The 20,491-nt window shown below is 34.9% G+C and carries 15 protein-coding genes and 1 riboswitch; of the genes, 14 read left to right on the forward strand and 1 reads right to left on the reverse strand.

What is annotated here, in order from left to right; all coding sequences use genetic code 11:
- Window positions 1-193 precede the first annotated feature (193 nt).
- From ACFVRR_RS01140 to ACFVRR_RS01175, 8 genes are all read left to right on the forward strand, one after another.
- On the forward strand, window positions 194-1,558 hold the full coding sequence (locus ACFVRR_RS01140) for a spore germination protein (protein WP_387323802.1): 1,365 nt from the start codon (window positions 194-196) through the stop codon (window positions 1,556-1,558).
- Window positions 1,559-2,650, forward strand: coding sequence for a GerAB/ArcD/ProY family transporter (locus tag ACFVRR_RS01145; protein ID WP_387323804.1), 1,092 nt, complete (start codon window positions 1,559-1,561; stop codon window positions 2,648-2,650). It abuts the gene before it with no gap.
- Window positions 2,647-3,738: a Ger(x)C family spore germination protein gene (locus ACFVRR_RS01150; protein ID WP_387323807.1), complete on the forward strand. Its 1,092-nt coding sequence runs from the start codon at window positions 2,647-2,649 to the stop codon at window positions 3,736-3,738. Before ACFVRR_RS01145 ends, ACFVRR_RS01150 begins: the two co-directional genes overlap by 4 nt.
- 152 nt (window positions 3,739-3,890) lie before the next feature.
- Window positions 3,891-3,997: riboswitch (SAM riboswitch) on the forward strand.
- A 180-nt stretch (window positions 3,998-4,177) separates the two neighbouring features.
- Window positions 4,178-5,227: an LLM class flavin-dependent oxidoreductase gene (locus ACFVRR_RS01155; RefSeq protein ID WP_387323809.1), complete on the forward strand. Its 1,050-nt coding sequence runs from the start codon at window positions 4,178-4,180 to the stop codon at window positions 5,225-5,227.
- A 15-nt stretch (window positions 5,228-5,242) separates the two neighbouring features.
- The gene (locus ACFVRR_RS01160) at window positions 5,243-6,199 is read left to right on the forward strand and encodes an ATP-grasp domain-containing protein (RefSeq protein WP_387323811.1); all 957 of its coding nucleotides are present in this window, start codon (window positions 5,243-5,245) and stop codon (window positions 6,197-6,199) included.
- A 256-nt stretch (window positions 6,200-6,455) separates the two neighbouring features.
- Window positions 6,456-7,040: a histidine phosphatase family protein gene (locus ACFVRR_RS01165; protein WP_387323814.1), complete on the forward strand. Its 585-nt coding sequence runs from the start codon at window positions 6,456-6,458 to the stop codon at window positions 7,038-7,040.
- A 48-nt stretch (window positions 7,041-7,088) separates the two neighbouring features.
- Window positions 7,089-8,078 carry an aldo/keto reductase gene (locus ACFVRR_RS01170; RefSeq protein ID WP_387323816.1) on the forward strand — a complete coding sequence of 330 codons (990 nt, stop codon included), beginning with the start codon at window positions 7,089-7,091 and terminating at the stop codon, window positions 8,076-8,078.
- Window positions 8,079-8,425: 347 nt separating this feature from the next.
- Window positions 8,426-9,133: a hypothetical protein gene (locus ACFVRR_RS01175; protein WP_387323819.1), complete on the forward strand. Its 708-nt coding sequence runs from the start codon at window positions 8,426-8,428 to the stop codon at window positions 9,131-9,133.
- Between the two features lie 669 nt (window positions 9,134-9,802).
- On the opposite strand, the gene ACFVRR_RS01180 is transcribed toward ACFVRR_RS01175, so the two are convergent.
- Window positions 9,803-10,990: a Ger(x)C family spore germination protein gene (locus ACFVRR_RS01180; protein WP_387323821.1), complete on the reverse strand. Its 1,188-nt coding sequence runs from the start codon at window positions 10,988-10,990 to the stop codon at window positions 9,803-9,805.
- Between the two features lie 597 nt (window positions 10,991-11,587).
- Here ACFVRR_RS01180 and ACFVRR_RS01185 point away from each other — a divergent pair.
- The 6 genes from ACFVRR_RS01185 (at window position 11,588) to ACFVRR_RS01210 (ending at window position 20,250) form a co-directional block, all read left to right on the forward strand.
- Entirely contained in the window at window positions 11,588-13,015 is a 1,428-nt protein-coding gene (locus ACFVRR_RS01185) for an amino acid permease (protein ID WP_387323823.1), read from the forward strand.
- A gap of 73 nt (window positions 13,016-13,088) precedes the next feature.
- Window positions 13,089-14,234, forward strand: coding sequence for a Glu/Leu/Phe/Val family dehydrogenase (locus ACFVRR_RS01190; RefSeq protein WP_387323825.1), 1,146 nt, complete (start codon window positions 13,089-13,091; stop codon window positions 14,232-14,234).
- 393 nt (window positions 14,235-14,627) lie between these two features.
- Complete coding sequence (locus ACFVRR_RS01195) at window positions 14,628-15,812, forward strand: CaiB/BaiF CoA transferase family protein (protein WP_387323827.1); 1,185 nt, start codon at window positions 14,628-14,630, stop codon at window positions 15,810-15,812.
- A gap of 12 nt (window positions 15,813-15,824) precedes the next feature.
- Window positions 15,825-17,042, forward strand: a complete 1,218-nt coding sequence (locus tag ACFVRR_RS01200) for an acyl-CoA dehydrogenase family protein (protein ID WP_387323829.1) — start codon at window positions 15,825-15,827, stop codon at window positions 17,040-17,042.
- Between the two features lie 75 nt (window positions 17,043-17,117).
- Window positions 17,118-18,776 (forward strand): thiamine pyrophosphate-dependent enzyme, encoded by a 1,659-nt coding sequence (locus tag ACFVRR_RS01205; RefSeq protein WP_387323831.1) that lies wholly within the window; start codon window positions 17,118-17,120, stop codon window positions 18,774-18,776.
- 31 nt (window positions 18,777-18,807) lie between these two features.
- Window positions 18,808-20,250 carry an aldehyde dehydrogenase family protein gene (locus ACFVRR_RS01210; RefSeq protein ID WP_387323833.1) on the forward strand — a complete coding sequence of 481 codons (1,443 nt, stop codon included), beginning with the start codon at window positions 18,808-18,810 and terminating at the stop codon, window positions 20,248-20,250.
- Window positions 20,251-20,491 lie beyond the last annotated feature (241 nt).

Consider the following 20,491-nt stretch of genomic DNA (forward strand, 5'->3'; position numbering starts at 1 on the left):
AAAGGTTCATGAGTATAAACAAAGCAAGAATCTGAATTTAGTATGCTCAAAAGGTCTAAGTCATTAAGAAAAAGCAAAATAGCTATTTTTATCTATCCAAGAAAGGGAAAAACAGGAATTTGAATAGAATGGATATACATTAATTTGACATACTAAAAAAATATGAAAAGAAATAAAAGGAGGGGAGCATAAGATGAGAAGTCAACTTGCCGTAATAAATGCGCTTAAGCAAGAATTTGAGGGAGCAAAAGATTTAATTGTCCATTCATTTGAATATTATGAACAACAAATTTGTTTGATCTATCTTCAAGATCTATGTGACGCGGATAAAATTAAAACTGATATCATCCAACCACTTATGCTTTGTGATAAAGAAAGTAAATTTCTTTTACACTTACTCTCCTTATCTAACTGTGAGTCGATTCAAAACAAAAGGTATTTAGGTGAATATATAATTTCTGGTAATGTGTTAATTTTCATATCCAATGGGATTTATTCTTTTAATGCGATTCGTGCTATGAATACTCAATCTGAAGAAGCTTCAGTAGAAACATCGGTCCAAGGGCCACAAAAAGCTTTTTCACATGACCTCAGTACAAATATAGCGATAATTCGTAAAAGATATCCTTCCAATAAATTAAGCATTGAGTATCAAACAGTTGGAACAATCACAAAAACAAATATAGCAATACTTTATGATTCTAATTATGCAGATCAAAAGGTAATTGATGAATTAAAAAGTCGTATTAAGAGGGTAAAGATGGATGTAATACTAGCAGTTGGTCAATTAGAAAGGAAACTTTCTGATAAAAAGATTCATTTATTTCCTACAATGATGATAACAGAAAGACCTGATCGAACTGTTTACAATCTTGCCCAAGGTAAAGTTGCTATTGTTATGGATGGAACGCCATTTGCTTTGAGTACGCCTACGGTATTTTTTGATTTTATCTCTGCAATGGATGACTTATATCATTCATTCTGGATAAAAAAACTTTTGCAAACAATTAGATATATTGCCCTAATTATAACATTGGTGTTACCAGCTTTTTATATTGCCATTACCTCGTATAACCCGGAAATATTAAGGTCCCAACTTACTTTGACGATTGCAGGTAGTAGGGCAGGAGTTCCTTATCCATCATTTTTTGAAGTGCTTTTTATGATGTTAGCTGTTGAAATGTTAGTTGAAGCTAGTATTAGACTACCACGAGTAATTGGCCCAACTGCTACGACTGTTGGTGGACTTATACTTGGTCAAGCTGCACAACAAGCACAACTTGTAAGTTCCATCATGATTATTATTATTGCATTTGTTGCCATTTCTAATTTTACGGTCCCAATCAGTGCAATGAGTTTCGCAATTAGATGTATTAGATACCCACTGATTATATTAGCAACTCTATTTGGGTTGGTCGGATTAGTTGGAGGTATGCTTGTACTTATCTGTTATTTTGCTAATAAGCGGAGCTTTGGGACTCCTTTTTTTGCGATTGATTGGGGAACTTCCGATAAAATTGAAACGATAACTGAGAAGCCAAAAGGGGGGCAAAGCTAATTGACCCGTCATTTTTACTATACTGTACTGCTAACAATGATGTTGAACATTATTATCAATGTACCCATGATTTTAATTGGCGAGCGTTTTAATGGGTCTCTTATATCTATGGTGTTAAGTGTTTTGATTGGTGGAATATTTATTTATTTGTTTACGATTGGAATAAGTAAATTTCCTAATAAAGGATTGCCAGAAATTTTTAACAATAGACTACCTAAACTTGTTAAAAACATTTACTTAGCATTTTTAGGCGTAATGTGGTTGGCTTCAGGGGCTTTTGTTTTAATTTCGTTCACTTATATTAGTGTATTGTATTTAAATACTGAGTTAAATATGGGATACGTTTTAGCTTTTTTTCTAGTTATTGTTATTTATGGAGCAAATTGTTATACAAAATCAATCCTCAACGTTATTGAATTAATGGTACTTGTAGCCACTCCAGTTGTTATTTTTATCGTTTACAAAGCTATGGCAAGCAAATATTTTTATTTCGATCATATTAAAAGAATACTCCATTATTTTTGGCAAATGCCAAACTATAGTTCTATTTCAGCTGCTACTTATTTTTTTACAGGCTATATAAATCTAGCAATCCTTAATCGTTATCTTGATACGAAAAAGGTTATTAAATTTGTGTGGATTTTACCTTTAATCGGATTCATTGTAATTAGTTTTACATTTTTCGTCCCAATTGCTTTTTTAGGTATTAAAGGGATTAATAATGTAGTGTTTCCTTGGATCTTCATAACTGATTCTCTAAGAATGGAATATGGGTTTATCGAAAGAGTGCTATATTTGATGCTTTATATATTCCTTTTGTTGTCACTATTATTTAGCATATTAACATGGCATATTGGTTTAAAACTATTTGAAGGAATGTTTTTTAATTATAATTTGAAACCTGCTAAAAAAAGGAAATTTTATGGATATATGATCTTACTATTTTTTGGAGCCGTTACGATGACACTGCAGACATTTACGAACGAAAGAGAATTATCTGATCTAATTAAAATATGGCAAAATATCCGTTTTCCTGCTGAAGTCATATTAGTAGTGTTAATTTTTTTCTTATCACGGAGGCAAAGAGCATGAAACGTATTTTAACGTTGTTGCTAATTATGGAATTAAGTTTTATGTCTGGTTGCCAATTACTCGATGTTGATAAACGTTTTTTTGTCGTAGGGATAGGAATTGATCATACCGATGAAGATGGCGTCTACCTTGTGTCAGTAAAATTAGCCATCCCTACAGCACAAATTGGAGCCGGAAAATCTAAATTTCAAATTATTTCTCAAAAATCAACCTCAGTTTCTGAGGCAATTAGAATAATCCAATCTTTAGTAGATAAAAAATTAGATTTTGCTCAATGTAGGGTAATCGTGATCGATAAAGAGCTACTAGTTGAAAACCAAATTGATTTGATGAAGTGGTTTATTAAACGGCCAGATATTCAAGGTGTTGCTTATGTAGCTGTAGGAGAACCTACTGCAAAAGAAGTTTTATCATGGAGGGTTAAATCAGAGAGATTAGCGGGTAACGCTCTTGTGTTAGCTTTTAATGAAGAATCAAATAGGTCACCATATGTAATGTCAGAGATACTTAATGATTATTATATGCGATTGATAGAAAACGGTATAGATCCATATTTACCTATTATTGAACCGTTCGATAGTTCCTTTAAAATTAATACTTCCGCAGTTTTTAAAGGAACAAAATTTAAAGCAGTATTAAATCGTGATGAAACAAGGATGCTTAATGAGCTCTTAAATACCAAAGTAACAACATTAATTAGTGTTGGAAAAGGAAAAAATCAATTTTACATAAGTGCTGAAAATACGAAAACTGACATGAAAATTGTTATGCCTAAAAATAAAAAGCCATATCTAGACGTTCATATAAAAGTAAAAGGATTCATTGAGGAATCTAAAAAGACACTACATCAAGATAGAGAATTGAAAGAGTATGAGAAAAAAGCATCAATCATTATGAGCTCAAGAACAAAAAAATTTCTAGAACGTCTACAGGAATTAAATGTTGATCCACTTGGACTTGGGTTAAACTATCAAGCAAAATACGGAGTGACAAAAAAAGAAATAAATAAGTGGAAAGAAATTTATCCGAAACTTAAATTTCGAGTAAAAACAGAAGTGAAACTAAAGGGAACTGGTACGATGTATTAACTTCGATTTAATGGCAATGAATAATTGTAAAATTTTATTTTTTCTAATAAATACATCGAAGAAAGCGCTATCTTAATAAAAATGTTTAATTCCCCGTATTGACAATCTGTTTACTAGGATTTATGATTCACTTAAAGAAATTACATAATTCAAACTTATCGAGAGTGACCGAGGGATCAGGCCCTATGACGTCCGGCAACCTCCTTATTTAGGAACGGTGCCACTTCCTGCAGAATGAAATCATTCTGATAGATAAGTCGAAAACATTTGTTTCCGATGCCTCTTTCTGAATGAAAGAGGCTTTTTGTATTCGTAATGATTTACATTGGAGGTTGACATTACTCGTAGTATCTTGATTTTGAGACGAATTTCATAAAACTAAACCCAACTTAACCAATGCGAAAACTAGACAATTTAGAGGGTGAAGGAGAGAATAGAAATGAAATATGGTTTTTGGTTACCGATTTTTGGAGGATGGTTACGTAATGTAGATGACGAAAGCATGCCACCAACATTTGAATATGCTAAAGAGGTCATTCAATCAGCTGAAAGATGGGGATATTCGACTACTTTAATTGCTGAATTATATTTAAACGATATTAAAGGTCCAGAGCATGATTCACTTGAAGCTTGGTCAACAGCAGCGGCACTTGCTGCAGTAACGGAAAAAATCGAAATTATGACCGCGATTCGTCCAGGTTTTCATAATCCTGCAGTAACAGCAAAAATGGCTGCTAATATCGATCAAATCAGTAACGGCCGTTTTACGCTAAACGTCGTTTCTGCATGGTGGGCAGAAGAAGCTCGTCAATATGGCGGTATTTTTACAGAACATGATGAACGCTATGCCCGTACAGAGGAGTTTATTGATGTCCTAAAAGGCTTATGGACAGAAGAAACGTTCAATTATTCAGGAAAATTTTACGACTTAAAAGATACGAAACTTGCTCCAAAACCTGTACAAAGACCAAACCCGATTCTTTATGCAGGTGGTGAAAGTGAAAAAGGTAAGCAAACAATTGTTGAAAAATGTGACGCTTATGTGATGCACGGTGGAACAGTTGAAGAAATTAATCAGAAAGTAACAGATATGAAAGTACGCCGTGAACAAACTGGCAATGCACCTTTAAGTTCTTTCGGTATGGCTGCTTATGTTATTTGTAGAGATACAGAAGAAGAGGCTTTGGCTGAGCTTGAAAAAATTACAACAGTGAAAGATTCAAGCGGTTATGCTGGTTTTAAAGACTTCACGACAAAATCACAATTAGAACAACAAATACAATTACAAGATTACTCAGTTTCAAATCGTGGTCTTAGAGCAAATCTAGTAGGAACACCAGAGTTAATTGCAGACCGAATTTTACAATATGAAGAAGCTGGCTTAGACTTATTATTATTACAATTTTCACCTCAACTAGAAGAAATGGAACGATTTTCAAAGCAAGTTATGCCATTAGTAGAACAAAAACGTAGTTTAATAAAAAGCTAGAAAGGGGATTTAAAGATGAGTAAAGTATATGTAATTCATGAAAATAGTGAGTGGACTGTGCATTTAACAAAAAGATTAGAGGAGCTTGGAGTTCCTTATGAGGAATGGCATCTAGACGAAGGTACGGTAGATTTATCATCAGAACCACCAGAAGGGATCTTTTATAGCAGAATGAGTGCTTCTTCTCATACACGTGATCATCGTTTTGCAGCTGAATTTACTGGGCAAGTATTAGCTTGGCTTGAAGCACATGGTCGTACGGTGTTAAATGGAACGAATGCCTTGAAGCTAGAAGTTAGTAAGGTTTTACAATATTTAGAGTTAAACAAATATGGTGTTAAAACGCCAAAAACGATTGCAGCTGTTGGTAAAGAAAACATTCTTAAAGCAGCTAGTAGCTTTGAAGGACAGTCATTTATTACGAAGCATAATCGTGCAGGTAAAGGGCTAGGTGTCCAGTTATTCCAGAGTGTTGATGCTTTAAAAGCTTATGTCGAAGGACCGACTTTTGAAGAACCGGTCGATGGTATTACACTGATTCAAGAATACATCAAATCACCTGAAAACTACATCACTCGTTGCGAGTTTGTTGGCGGAAACTTTGTTTATGCTGTTAAAGTAGATACTTCGGAAGGGTTTGAACTATGCCCAGCGGATGCATGCCAAATTGGTGATTTATTCTGTCCGGTAGGAGAAGAAGTAGAAGAGAAGCCTAAGTTCCAAATTGTTGAAGGTTTTGACGACGAAATTTTAGAGAAATATAAAGAAGTTCTAGTTAAAAATAGTATTCAAGTTGCCGGAATCGAATTTATCCGAAATGCTGAAGGTGAAATTTATACTTACGATATCAATACAAATACCAACTATAACTCAGATGCAGAAGAAAAAGCTGGGAAATTCGGAATGCTTGAAGTAGCTTTATTCTTAAAGAAGACTTTGGAAGAAAAATATAGTACAACAGCAGCGTCTTAATTTGCAATTATCGCTTTGAAATTAAAAAAGGTTCAAACCGAAGTATAACAAGGGTTTGGGCCTTTTTATGTTCAAATTTTTTTGTTTTTCAATATTTTTTCAAATCTTTTACTTGAAATTAAGAGTAAAAGGCATTCATTTAAGAGGAATATGCTAACGATTAAAAATATAATATTAGATTGTAAGTTAATCTCTAATTTTGAAACAAAACCTGTTACCCGAAACTTATTTTTTAGATTAGAAAAGGGGGATACGAATGAAAAAGACTTTGTATCTAATGAGACATGGACAAACACTATTTAATAGTAGAAGGAAAATTCAAGGCTCGTGTGATTCACCTCTAACAGAATTAGGAATTAAACAAGCAGAGGCCGCTGCATTGTATTTTAAAGAACAAAATATTATTTTCGATCATGCCTATTGTTCTACATCAGAAAGAGCGAGTGATACGCTAGAGATCGTGACAGAATTGTCGTATACAAGATTAAAAGGCTTAAAAGAATGGAATTTCGGAACGTTCGAAGGTGAGAGTGAAGATTTAAATCCACCGTTACCGTATGGTGACTTTTTTGTTAAGTTTGGTGGAGAAGATCAAAAAGAACTGCAACAAAGAATGGCTACTACATGTCAAAAAATAATGGAAGAGGATAATGAAGTGGTATTAGCTGTTTCTCATGGAGCAGCATTGCGAAATTTTATGAGGCATTGGGAACATAAAAGCTCTATTACACAACAAGATCGAATTGGAAATTGTTGCATCCTAAAATTTGAGTATGAGAACAGGGAATTTAAATTAGTAGAGATTATCAATCATAATTTTAGTGATGTAGTCCAAGTATAGTTATTTTAGATTAATAGATTACATATTTCTGAAAGTGAGGATATAAAAATGGAATACACAAAACTTGGAAATACAGGATTAGAAATATCTAGACTTTGCCTTGGTTGTATGGGATTTGGTGATGCTAAACGTTGGATCCATCCATGGGTAATCGATGAGGAGAGTAGCCGTACAATCATTAAAAAGGCACTAGACTTAGGTATCAACTTTTTTGATACGGCGAATGTCTATTCAGATGGTACTAGTGAAGAATTTGTTGGAAGAGCTTTAAAAGATTATGCCAATCGGGATGGAATAGTACTTGCTACGAAGGTATATTTCCCTATGCACAAAGGTCCTAACGGTTCAGGACTTTCCAGAAAGCATATTATGAGTGAAATTGATAAAAGTCTTAAACGCCTCGGAACAGATTATGTGGATTTATATCAAATCCATCGTTGGGATTATAACACACCAATCGAAGAAACAATGGAGTCACTTCATGATTTAGTGAAGGCTGGTAAGGTAAGATATATCGGTGCTTCCGCTATGTACGCATGGCAGTTTCTGAAGTCTCTACATGTTGCAGAGAAAAATGGATGGACCAAATTTGTCTCGATGCAAAACCATCTGAACCTCATATACCGTGAAGAGGAAAGGGAGATGCTGCCACTTTGTAAGGAAGAAAATATTGGCGTCATTCCGTATAGTCCACTCGCGTCAGGAAGATTGACACGTGATTGGTCAAATACGACGCTAAGATCTGAAACTGATGAAACTCAAAAATCTAAATACGGTGCAACTGAAAATACGGATCGACTTGTTGTGGAGCGTGTTGCAGAGATTGCTGAAAAACATGGAGTAACAAAATCAAACATAGCTCTTGCCTGGTTACTGCAGAAAGAGCCAGTATCAGCGCCAATTATTGGGGCTACTAAAATTTCACATCTAGAAGATTCAGTTGGTGCATTATCGGTTAATTTAACAACTGAAGAAGTTGCGTATTTGGAAGAGCCTTATGTTCCACATCCGGTAGTTGGTGCTTTAGGCTCTAATTAATGTTAATTATAGTAAAATGAGTTGATCCCCTATTTTCCTTAAGTGTGAAGAGGGGATTTTTTAGGTAATTTCACTATCAATATCTCTAGATTATAACGTATGAGTTAGTATATATATCGTTCATATTGCTTTTCTAAGACTTACTTGTAGAATAATTCATAAATCAACTGTACAAGCTGTAATTTTTGCCGTTTCTAACTCAATATTTATATTAGAAAATGCTTATGTAAGAGCACTTCACTCAAAACTTTTGAAGTAGGACATCATCACTTGTTTTTTCATATTACAGTGATATATGTTGCAATATGCCGGAAAATCCTTCATATTTGTTAAAAAGGAGGTCCGTTATGCGAAGTGATATACAACCGAATGAACGAGCTTTTTCTTCCAAGGAAGTAGCAGAAGAACTGGGTATTGCAACACCTACTGTTCGAAAGTATGGTCAAATCTTAGAGCGCAATGGATATGAGTTCTTGAAAGATGGCGATCGACGTATCTTTGTTCAATCTGATATTAGAGTGCTTATAGCGTTACGCGATTCAGAAAAGCCCCTGGAAGATACTGCAAAAGACCTCGTTTTTCAACAAAAAGAAAGATTAGAAGGTTACGATGAAACACAAATTGCCATATCTGATACATATGAAAATTTACCACATGACCCAAATCAATTAAAAGAGTTTTTAAGGTTTTTAGTCAGTGAACTCGCAGCTGCACGTGAAATGAATGTTCAAATGAAAAATGATATGACAGAACTTAAAACGGCGGTTTCCAGGCTTCAACAAGATCATCATGATATAAGTGCAAATATTGGAAATTCATCCAAAAAAACTTATACCAAAATCGAAGAATTAGCCAAACAACAAAAAATCCAATACGAGACATTACTGGAACATGAAAAACAAAAAATTGATTTTTTACAAGAAGAAATACAAAACATGCGAGAAGAACAGAGAACAGAATGGCGATCACAGGATAACTTTAATAAACGTTTAGAAGTTGTGATCCAAAAGCCTAAAGATAAATGGGGATGGCTTTTCTCTTTATTTAGAAAATAAAGGAACTATTAAAATCTTTTTATGCTAATCTTGTGAAATTTGATTAAAACTTTTGAAACTGAATACTTTAATATGTACTTTCAGGTCGATACTTCCACTAGGATGTATCGGCTTTTTAGTACGTATCGCAGGCTGATACAGATTGCACTTATTTCAAAAATCTTTTTAATTGCTGATATAAGTTTGTTTCAGCTTAAAATAATGCTTTTAAATATTAGATTTTATTTAACATCAAATTTTTACAAATTCCCGGGAAATATCTACAAATTTCTTGATTATAAGAAATAATTCTAAGTGTGACACTATGTTCGTGATGACTAGTAGAGATATACTAGTAAAACCTCGTCATAACAATCAAATATACTACTTTACGACGAAGTTACTTAAGTATTCGATCTTTTTCAATATTGATTTCAATATATTGCATTACATTTAAAAGCCCCCGAACCGAATAGTGCTGGGGGCTTTTGTAGCTTCCAAATGGGGTTTTTATTTTTAATAAAAGGAATAAGAAATTTAATTTAAAGAATCTGTTAAATAATCTATCTTTTTCTTGATTCTTTTATCTGGTGAAGATGATTTTTTAATCTTTCCAATATTATCCACTCATTTCCAAAAGATACTTTGATTTCTAATTTTTAATTTTCTATTCATACAGTATCTGGTCTCCTAATATGGATAAGGTCTCCTTCTCATTCCGACATTATTAATTTTAACGTCAACACTTACTGTAACTTTTGCTTTTTTAAATGTATCATTCCAATTTCCTTCATATTTTTTAAAAATTTTTGGATTAACCATGTATAATTTTTCACCAAATCCAAATGCATCTCCACCGAGTTTTTTTACTTCAGATATTCCTTTTTCTATTGATTGTTTTATAACATTTTCAGCGGTTTTTTCGTATTTATTAAGGGTTATTGCTTTATCAAAATTGGCATTACATAATACCTCGTCAATATGGCCAATTGATTTAATTTTTATATTTATTATTGGAATATTATCTTTTATTTTAATTTCCGTCTTTGATTTTACCCGTGAAAGCTCCATCGAATCATATTCTTTTGTATTACATGGTATTTCTACATTCATTTCGTTGATCAGATTATCAATAATTTGTATAGATTGTGCCGGTGGTCCATCTAACCAACCAACTAATTTTCCATCTCTAAAAATCCCTGTGCCATTTATCCGATCATAACTAGAATTGACTTTATTAGCATTTTCAAGTGTTTGTGATGTTTCACTTTCATTTTCTAAGCTCACGCCATTTATTACTGGTTCCCTACCACTACTAGAAATTGCAGAAATTGCCTCACGCATTAATGTTTCTTGATTTTCACCTAAAAGGGCTGATGTATTTTTAATTTTACCTACAATTGATTTAGCAGATATTTTATCAAGTGCTGCTATGTTATTCATTATTTCATCAACGCTTTTATTTCTTGCAATAATCACTGGAATATTTACACGAATTTTAGAATCCCTTTCAAATACATCGAAAATATAATTTAGTGATTTTTCTTTTGCTAATGTTTCTCCTACTATGACAAGTGCAACATGAGAATAAATATTTTGTCGAGATCCTTTCTTAGACACATTTCGTACAGCTTCAGTAATAGTTCTACCTTTATCATCTAACGCAATAACCGGAGTACCTTGAGACCCTGATTGTGTTGCAGTTGCAATTGCACTAGGATTAAAAATTTGAGTGATTACATGATATTTTCTTTCTTTCGGGAAGTAATCAATTCCCATTGCAACCACAATCGATATTTGATTTAATTCTTTATAGTTAGAGCAACCTCCTAAAAGCATACTTACAATAAGAAATGAAATAAAAAATTTCTTTTTCACATTTTTTCTCCAATATCTTGGCTTTTTTGTATTTTTAAAATTTAAAAAGCAATATTCCTCAAGTGATCTGTTTCATATTATAATTTTCCATTTTTTGCAATTCAATGTACCATTTTCCAAAATCGGAAGCATTAAATTTTCCCGTAACTAAATTTTTTAAAAAAATATTCTGCAATCCTGATGTACTAATTGGATAGAATTTAAGATTGATTATTTATGCAAATAAAAATGATCTCAATGAGAAAAGCCTCTTTTTAAAAAATGCAATTGAGTCTAAAATAAATGAATTGAGTAGAATTTAAAATAAATAAGTTGTTTTTAGATTTAAAGAATGGCTAATAGGTTGGTTTATTCGTGTTTTTTTGTTGGCATGACTTTTGCTTAAGAATAGTGTGAAGAGGAGAAAGTTATTTCCGAATTAGATGGGCAGCAATAGGAGGTGTTTTTAGAAGATTTTAATTTCTTATTTAGTTTCACTATTTAAGAACGCATGTTGAGTAGGCTTAATTATTACTTTGTTTAGTTTCTGCGGTGATCTTTTAGAGATATTATTTGTTTTATTTTTTCTGAATATTCTAAAATAAAGGTGGGGCATTTATGGATTCTACTAATGAAAAAGGTCAGTTACAACGTTCCATGAAAAGTCGGCATTTGTTTATGATTTCACTTGGAGGAGTAATCGGTACAGGTTTATTTTTAGGTTCAGGTTTAACGATTAATCAAGCTGGTCCAGGGGGAGCGGTTGTTGCGTATTTATTCGGTGGATTGGTGATGTATCTTGTGATGGTTTGTTTAGGTGAACTATCGATTACAATGCCAGTTACAGGTTCATTTAAGACTTATGCTACGAAGTATATTGGACCTGGTACCGGATTTACGATTGGCTGGATGTATTGGCTTAGTTGGGCAACAACGGTTGGTTTAGAATTCACAGCGGCCGGAATATTGATGCAAAGGTGGTTTCCACATGTACCAGTTTGGATTTGGTGCCTTGTGTTTATCGTACTTTTGTTGGGTTTAAACATTCTTAGTGTAAAAGGTTACGCAGAGGCGGAGTTCTGGTTTGCGGGAATTAAAGTATTTGCAGTTATAGCTTTTATACTGATTGGAGCAGCAACCATATTTGGGTTCGGTCATAAAGGTAGTTCGGCACCTTTGTTTACTAATTTTACAAAAGATGGTGGGCTTTTCCCACATGGGTTTTCAGCTATATTTTCAACTATGATGGCAGTAGTATTTGCATTTCAAGGGGCAGAAGTTGTTGGAATTGCAGCTGGTGAAAGTGAAACACCAGAAAAGACTCTTCCTAAAGCAATTCGTAGTATCATTTTTCGTGTCCTGATTTTTTATGTGTTAGCCATTTTAGTATTAGCGGCTTTGATTCCATGGAGGCATGCAGGGGTAGTAGAAAGTCCATTTGTTGCTGTATTTGATAATGTTGGTATTCCGTATGCAGCTGATATTATGAATCTAGTTATTTTAACGGCGTTGCTATCTGTAGGTAATTCGGGATTATATGTATGTTCCCGCATGCTATGGTCTCTTTCACAAAGTGGGATGGCACCTAAAGCTTTAGGGAAAGTAAATTCTCGTGGTGTTCCGTTTAATGCAGTATTGTTTAGTCTTCTTTTTGCACTAGTATCATTACTTACAAGTGTAGTATCTGCACAAACAGTTTTTGTCGTTCTGCTGTCTGTAACTGGACTAGCTGGTACATTCAGTTGGATGGCAATTGCCTTGTCGCAATATAATTTTAGAAGACAATTTATTAAAAACGGTGGAAATGTTAAGGAATTAAAGTACAAAGTTCCACTGTTTCCATTAATTCCTATTCTATGTCTAGTTTTATGTGGAATTTCCATCGTATTTATGGCTTTTGATCCTACTCAACGTTCTTCCTTAATAGGTGGTTTAGGCTTCATGGGTGTAAGCTATCTTTATTACTTTTTACGCCATGGGAAAAATAAAGGTAAGATTGGCATTAAGAACGAACATGGAGAAGTGCCGACACAGCCGACTATTTAATCAGTTTACATACAACTTAAGATTCTGACACAAGAAATCTATTAAAAAAGATAATCTTTAAGGAGGCTATAGTATGAAAAAACCTTACCTAGTTGTAGAGTGGAATGATAGTGAAACAGATGCACAAGGGTGGTTAGTGGTACATAACTTTGTCAAAGGGTATGCTGGTGGTGGGACAAGAATGCATCCAACAGTGACAAGGGAAGAAGTTGAACGTTTGGCAGAGGCAATGGCTTATAAATATATGGCTTCAGAAAGTGTTACTACAGGTGGATGTAAAGCTGGTATTGCTTATGATTATAAAGCCCCTGATGCGTATGACGTATTAAGAAGGTTTTTGATTGCGATGATGCCATATGTAGAAGCAGGCGTATCTTTAGGAAGTGATTTAGGTACGAAGTATGAGGATGTATTAAGAGTATTTGATGAATTTAATGTAGGAATACCTTTAACAAAATCGATGAAGGAAGATGTAAGTGTTCAAAATGGAATAAAAGATTTTAATAATCTGCTAGCTTCTAAAATAGATTGTTTCCTTCTAAATGATGCTGTAACAGGCTACGGTGTTGCTTTTTGCGCAGATGAAGCATGGAAATTTAAAGGTGAAAATAAAGTAGCGAAAGTAGTTATTCAAGGATTTGGTTGTGTAGGAGCAAGTTGTGCGTTGAAATTATCACAGTTAGGCTATAAAGTTGTCGGCATTTCCGATGCAAATCTCCTAGTAACGTGTGAAGAGGGGTTAGATGTACAGAAGTTAATTGACCACAAAAACACACATGGAGAAATGAATCGAGAGTTTTTTGAATCGAACTATTCGGTAAGAAGCAACACTGAATGGCTTGATGTAGATTGTGACATCTTGATTCCGGCAGCTTTAGAGGATGTAATTAATGTATCAAATGCTAGTAAAGTAAAGGCAAGTTTAATTGTAGAGGCTGCAAATATTCCAATCTCGGCTGAGGGGGATCAGATCATCAAACAAAGAGGTATCGATGTGGTGAATGATTTTGTAGCGAACTTAGGTGCAATTAGATTTTATGACGCCGTTATTTTTGGATTAGTGAAACCTGAACCTCAGACAGTTATCGATGATATTGAAAGATTAAGCAGAAAGAATACCTTTAATTTATTTACAGAAGCTAAAAAACAAAAACGATATCAAAGAGATATTGCTTGCGAACTTTTTGAGCCTACAGTTAGAGATTTGATTGAGTGTTAAAATAAGTTAAAAATACTAAAGCCCACAAAGAATAAAAATTTCTTTGTGGGCTTTTTACATTTATAGGCTATTTCGACAGCCCCTTTTATGTATGAACTAGTTTAATAGATTCACTCGTAACAAATTTTTTGAATGAGTTAAAAATGACGGTTTTGAGTGGATTTTAATTTCATTTTTCACTAATTAGATCCTTAACTACAGCCTACATTTAATAATAATAGGAATTTTGAAGTTGGCATGGGTTTTGCATTATGAAAAGTATAACGAAAATGGAGGGCTAATTTACCTTAAATTTTCTATATACATGCAATAACAAAAATACATTGGTAACCATTTTAATTGCCCAGTGGAAGTTAGAAAATACGAAAGAAAATCAATGAAGAGGTGATCAAATTGCCGGGGGCATTACATGGTATCAAAATTATTGATTTAACAAGAGTACTAGCGGGTCCCTTTTGTACGATGATCCTTGGGGATCTTGGGGCCGAGGTAATCAAAATTGAAAGTATTAGTGGTGGGGATGAAACACGAGGATGGGGGCCTCCTTTTGTAGAAGGAGAAAGTGCATATTATTTATGTGCTAATCGAAACAAGCAAGGGATTACTTTAAATTTGAAGGATGATAAGGGGAAAGAGGTTTTAAAAAACCTTATTTCTGAAGCTGATGTTGTTGTCCAGAACTTTAAACCTGGAACTTTAGCAAAACTAGGATTTTCCTATGAAGAAATGAAAGAGATGAAAGATGATATTATTCTTGCATCAATTAGTGGATTTGGTAGCAAAGGACCTAATTCGTCACTTCCTGGATATGATTATATCATTCAGGCGATGTCTGGTTTAATGAGCATTACCGGAGAGAAGGATGGCGAGCCAACAAAAGTGGGAGTTGCTATTTCAGACGTATTAACTGGCTTATTTACATGTATTGGAATTCTTGCTTCATTACAGCATCGTAATCGTACAGGGGAAGGACAAGAAATTGATATCTCACTATTTGACTCGCAATTGGCTGCATTAGTAAATGTGGCAAGTAATTATTTATGTAGTGGCGTTATACCTGAGCGATTAGGAAATTATCATCCTAATATTGTTCCATATCAAGTTTTTTCAGCAAGTGATGGTGAGATGGTGATCGCAGTTGGTAATGATCATCAATTTAATCGATTTGCTTTACTAATTGAAGAACCGATTTTATTAGATGAATTATATAGGAAAAATGCTAGTCGATTGCAGTATCGAAAACAAATTGAGGAAATAATCTCAAATAAAATCAAAACTAAAAGTAAAAATGAGTGGAAAGTTCTTTTAGATAAAATTGGTATTCCAAATGGACCGATTTATAACGTAAGTGAAGCCCTACAGTCTGACCAAGCTAGTTCAAGGGATATGGTGCTAGAAGTAAAGCATCCATTCATAAATGATCTGAAGTTAGTTGGTTCACCATTAAAATTATCAAAAACACCAGTTGAAGTAGTAAGACATCCTCCATTACATGGAGAACATACTGAAGAAGTGATGAGTAAACTTGGTTATTCTCAATTAGAAATAAAGGAAATGAAACGAAATAATACAATTTGAGGAGGAGTTAAAATGAATTTTTCATTAACAGAAGAACAAAAAAGTGTGAGGAAGGTAGTTAGATCATTTGTAGATCGTGAAATTATACCATTTATTAAGGAGTGGGATGAAAAAGGACATTTTGAAGTAAATATATTAAAACGACTTTCCGAGTTGGAACTAATGGGTGTTTGTATTCCAGAACAATATGGTGGAGTTGGAATGGACTATAATACTTTAGCAATCGTATGTGAGGAACTAGAGCGTGGAGATACAGCTTTCCGTACGGCTGTTTCAGTACATACGGGATTAAATAGCATGACATTATTACAGTGGGGAACTGAAGAACAAAAGAAAAAGTATCTCGTTCCTCAAGCGCGAGGGAAGAAAATTGGTGCATTTGGGTTAACAGAGCCAAATGCAGGATCTGATGTAGTAGCAATGTCGACAACAGCAGTAAAAGATGGTGATAGTTATATCTTAAACGGATCAAAAACATGGATCTCTTTATGTGATGTAGCTGATCATTTCTTAATCTTTGCAAAAACAAATCATGACTTAAAGCACCACGGAATTTCTTGCTTTATCGTAGAACGTACTTTTGAAGGGGTTACTACAAAAGCAATTAAAGGAAAAATGGGAATTAGAGCTGGAAACACTGGAGAAGTATTTTTAGATGATGTCAGAGTACCAGCTGAGAACCTATTAGGATTCGAAGGTGAAGGGTTTAAAATTGCAATGGCAGCGCTTGATAATGGAAGGTTTACAGTTGCAGCTGGTGCTTGTGGATTAATTCAGGCATCACTTGAAGCAAGCGTAAAATATTGTCATGAGCGAAAAACCTTTGGTAAAGAAATCGGGAAACATCAATTAGTGCAACAAATGATTGCTAAAATGTCTTCAAATCTTGAAATCTCCCGTCTACTAGTCTATAAAGCTGGCTGGTTAAAAAATAATGGAAAACGCAACACTAGGGAAACATCACTAGCCAAATGGATTTCTTGTAATGCAGCAAATGAAGCAGCTAATGATGCTGTACAAATTCATGGGGCATATGGATTTTCAAATGAGTTTCCAGTAGAACGTTATTTAAGAAATTCAAAAGCACCAGTCATTTATGAAGGAACGAGAGAGGTTCATACAATTATGCAGGCTGAATATGACCTAGGTTATAGGGAAGATAAAGTTTTAAGAAAAATGCTTCCAGCTTGGCCATTCGAAGAGGTTAACGTAGAAACTGTTAAATCTTAATAAAAAATATGAGAAGAAAATAGATTGCTAGTTAGTGTTTCAATGTAATTGCATAGGAGAAGGGAGTGTTTTGTGATGAAAATTAGCGGTGGAAAAGCAGTAGTCAATGTTATGGCAAAAGAAGGGGTTAGTAAGGTTTTTTGTGTACCCGGTGAGAGTTATCTAGGAGTTATGGATGCATTATATGAACATCCAGAAATTAGCTTGATTTCAGCTCGACATGAAGGTGGAGCGTCATTTATGGCGGAGGGCTATGCAAAAGCATCAGGTGAAGTAGGTGTTTGTATGGCAACTCGTGGTGTTGGAGCTTCAAATTTGGCGATTGGAATTCATACTGCTAGCCAAGATTCCACCCCGTTAGTTGCACTTATTGGACAAGTTGAGCGTCCTTTTAAAGAAAAGGAAGCATTTCAAGAGGTCAATCTTGTAGGGATGTTTAGCCATTTATGCAAATGGACAGTAGAGATTGACCGAGTTGAACGAATTCCAGAGCTTCTACATCGTGCATTTCATATTGCTCGTTCAGGTCGTCCTGGTCCTGTGTTAGTAGCATTACCTCATGACATGCTAGAAGATACAGCCGAAATGGTAGAAATCCCAGTCTATCAGTCTCAGCCGGCTCGTCCACATAAAGAGAGCGTTCAGCAAGTAGTCGAAATGATTCAAAATGCCAAACGGCCGATTCTTATAGCTGGTGGTGGAGTCATTCGTTCACAAGCTGTTCCTTTATTAGTTAAATTTGCTGAAACAGTACAAATCCCTGTTGTTACTGCATTCCGTCGTTTCGATGCGTTTCCAAATTCACATCCATGTTATGCAGGCTGGCTTGGCTTTGGAACACCAAAGAATTTACTTGAATCAATAGACAATGCAGACCTAGTGATCGCTCTAGGTACAAGGTTTTCCCAAGTAGGAACGCAAGATTATTCATTGCTTTCAGGAAAAGGTAAACTAATTCACATTGATATTTCAGAAGATGTATTTGGAAAAGTTTATGCTCCTTCTTTGGCAGTTACAGCTGATGTGAAATCCTTTTTAGCAGAAGCATTATCAATTGCTTTATCTACGCCATTAAATTCAGATGTAATGCGAGTAGAAAAGCTTCATAACGAATACATGAACTTTTCAAAGACGAAAGAAGATTATACGGATGAATTTGTAGATCTGGATGGTTTTATGTATGATATCGTCTCGCATCTTCCAAAAGATACGATTATTACGAATGATGCAGGAAATTTCTTTGGGTGGCTTTCTCGATATTATCGCTTTGAGCATGAAAATACATATGTCGGACCAACATCTGGAGCGATGGGGTATGGGCTGCCGGCTGCTATTGGTGCAAAACTCGCACAGCCGCATAAAACAGTTGTTTCCTTCTCAGGAGATGGGGGCTTCATGATGACGCTTCAGGAAATCGAAACAGCCGTACGTTACAACATTCCTGTCATTTCGATTGTGATAAACAACAATATGTATGGAACAATTCGAACACATCAAGAAAAGCATTTTCCAGATCGAGTAATCGGCACGGAGCTTTCTAACCCAAACTTTGCAGAGCTTGCGAGTTTATTTGGAGCATACGGTCAGAAGGTCGAAAAAAATACTGATTTTGCTCCGGCACTTAAGAGGGCATTATCATCGGGACGTCCATCTATTATCGAAGTTGTAACAAACCCGAAGATTTTATCTGCTGGTCAAGATAAGTCAAAAATGAATTTATCCTATAGTAAATAATTAATGAAAAAATCTAATTGGGGGAAACGATATGCGTTATGCAAACTATATTAATGGTCAATGGAAACAGCCTACATTGGGTGAATATCGGGAAAATTACAGTCCTCATAATGGAGAGTCATTAGGAGAATTTCCTTCAAGTACAGAAGAGGATACACGACAAGCTATTATTGCAGCTAAAACGGCATTTTTATCATGGAAGAAACTTTCATACCAACAACGAGCTGCATACCTTCAAAAAGCTGCGGATTTATTAAAAACAAAGGTTCATGAAGTAGGACGTGATTTAACACTAGAAGTAGGGAAAACACTTGCTGAGGGTATTGGAGAAACACAGCGTGCGATCAGTATCCTTGAATATTTTGCAGGAGAAGCAAGACAGCCAGTCGGAGAAGTGATTCCTTCTGGTAATACAAATACATTTTTATATACAACTCGAACGCCAATTGGGCCAATTGGATTGATTACGCCTTGGAATTTTCCTATTGCAATTCCTGTATGGAAAATGGCTCCTGCATTAGTTTACGGAAATACGGTAGTGATTAAACCAGCGGATTTGACTCCAAAATCTGTTTATCATGTGATAAAAGCGCTTGATGAGGCTGGTATTCCACCAGGCGTTGTAAACTGTGTATTTGGTAGAGGTTCTGTCGTTGGAACAGAATTGGTAGAACATCCTTATATTAAAGCAATCTCATTTACAGGATCTAATCAGGTTGGAAATCAGATTCAGCAAAAGGCTTCAGCAAAAGGAAAGAAAGTACAAATGGAATTAGGTGGGAAGAATCCACTAATCGTCCTTGCTGATGCAGATATAGAAAAGGCAGTTGAAATTGCCGTGAGCGGTGCTTTCAAATCTACTGGTCAAAAGTGTACAGCAACGAGTAGGGTCATTGTGGAAGAAGCAATTTATGAAGCATTCCGTGACCGACTTGTAGAACGGACAAAAACATTAAAAGTTGGAAATCCACTTCATGACGATACATTTGTCGGTCCAACTGTTTCTCAATCACAACTTGATGGTGTGCTAGCCATGATTGAAGCTGGAAAGGACGAGGCAACTCTATTATGCGGTGGAGAAATTCCTGCTGATCAAGAACTAAAAAATGGTTTCTATGTTCAACCTACAATCTTTGAAGATGTCTCCCCGGATGCTCGTATTGCCAGAGAAGAAATATTCGGGCCTGTAGTAGCGCTTTTTAAAGTGAAAAACTATGAGGAAGCAGTAGAGATGGCTAATGATACTGAATATGGTTTAAGTGCAGCGATTTGTACAAACAATTTTACAATCGCACAGCGTTTTGTTGAAGACATTGAAGTTGGTCTTGTACATGTAAATAATGAAACAGCAGGTTCAGAACCACAAGTACCTTTTGGCGGCTGCAAAAGTTCAAGCACAGGATCCCGCGAACAAGGTAAGACGGCAATAGATTTTTATACACAAGTCAAAACGGTTTATATGGATCAATTGTAATTAGTCAGTTTAAAAGAGGCTGCCTTATAAGTCAGGGGAACTGACTTATGGGCGCCTTTTTTTGTGGAACTAACTGATTTTATTTGAGTACAATTGTAGCATTATTGATAAATCGTCAATATGATGGCCCCTACATACTCAGTAACCCTTTATGAGGAAGTTATTTACAGTATTTAGCTTTTTTAGTACCTCATGAACCCTTTATGAGGAAGTAATTTACAGCATTTAGCATTTTTAGGTA

The organism is Gottfriedia sp. NPDC057948 (assembly GCF_042887255.1).
Taxonomy (GTDB): domain Bacteria; phylum Bacillota; class Bacilli; order Bacillales; family Bacillaceae_G; genus Gottfriedia.

What these genes read in the sequence shown, in the direction of transcription:
- ACFVRR_RS01190 (WP_387323825.1), top strand. Translation starts at nt 13,089, where the DNA reads ATGAAAAAACCTTACCTAGTTGTAGAGTGGAATGATAGTGAAACAGAT.
- ACFVRR_RS01140 (WP_387323802.1), top strand. Translation starts at nt 194, where the DNA reads ATGAGAAGTCAACTTGCCGTAATAAATGCGCTTAAGCAAGAATTTGAG.
- ACFVRR_RS01160 (WP_387323811.1), top strand. Translation starts at nt 5,243, where the DNA reads ATGAGTAAAGTATATGTAATTCATGAAAATAGTGAGTGGACTGTGCAT.
- ACFVRR_RS01210 (WP_387323833.1), top strand. Translation starts at nt 18,808, where the DNA reads ATGCGTTATGCAAACTATATTAATGGTCAATGGAAACAGCCTACATTG.
- ACFVRR_RS01200 (WP_387323829.1), top strand. Translation starts at nt 15,825, where the DNA reads ATGAATTTTTCATTAACAGAAGAACAAAAAAGTGTGAGGAAGGTAGTT.
- ACFVRR_RS01175 (WP_387323819.1), top strand. Translation starts at nt 8,426, where the DNA reads ATGCGAAGTGATATACAACCGAATGAACGAGCTTTTTCTTCCAAGGAA.
- ACFVRR_RS01205 (WP_387323831.1), top strand. Translation starts at nt 17,118, where the DNA reads ATGAAAATTAGCGGTGGAAAAGCAGTAGTCAATGTTATGGCAAAAGAA.
- ACFVRR_RS01185 (WP_387323823.1), top strand. Translation starts at nt 11,588, where the DNA reads ATGGATTCTACTAATGAAAAAGGTCAGTTACAACGTTCCATGAAAAGT.
- ACFVRR_RS01150 (WP_387323807.1), top strand. Translation starts at nt 2,647, where the DNA reads ATGAAACGTATTTTAACGTTGTTGCTAATTATGGAATTAAGTTTTATG.
- ACFVRR_RS01155 (WP_387323809.1), top strand. Translation starts at nt 4,178, where the DNA reads ATGAAATATGGTTTTTGGTTACCGATTTTTGGAGGATGGTTACGTAAT.
- ACFVRR_RS01165 (WP_387323814.1), top strand. Translation starts at nt 6,456, where the DNA reads ATGAAAAAGACTTTGTATCTAATGAGACATGGACAAACACTATTTAAT.
- ACFVRR_RS01170 (WP_387323816.1), top strand. Translation starts at nt 7,089, where the DNA reads ATGGAATACACAAAACTTGGAAATACAGGATTAGAAATATCTAGACTT.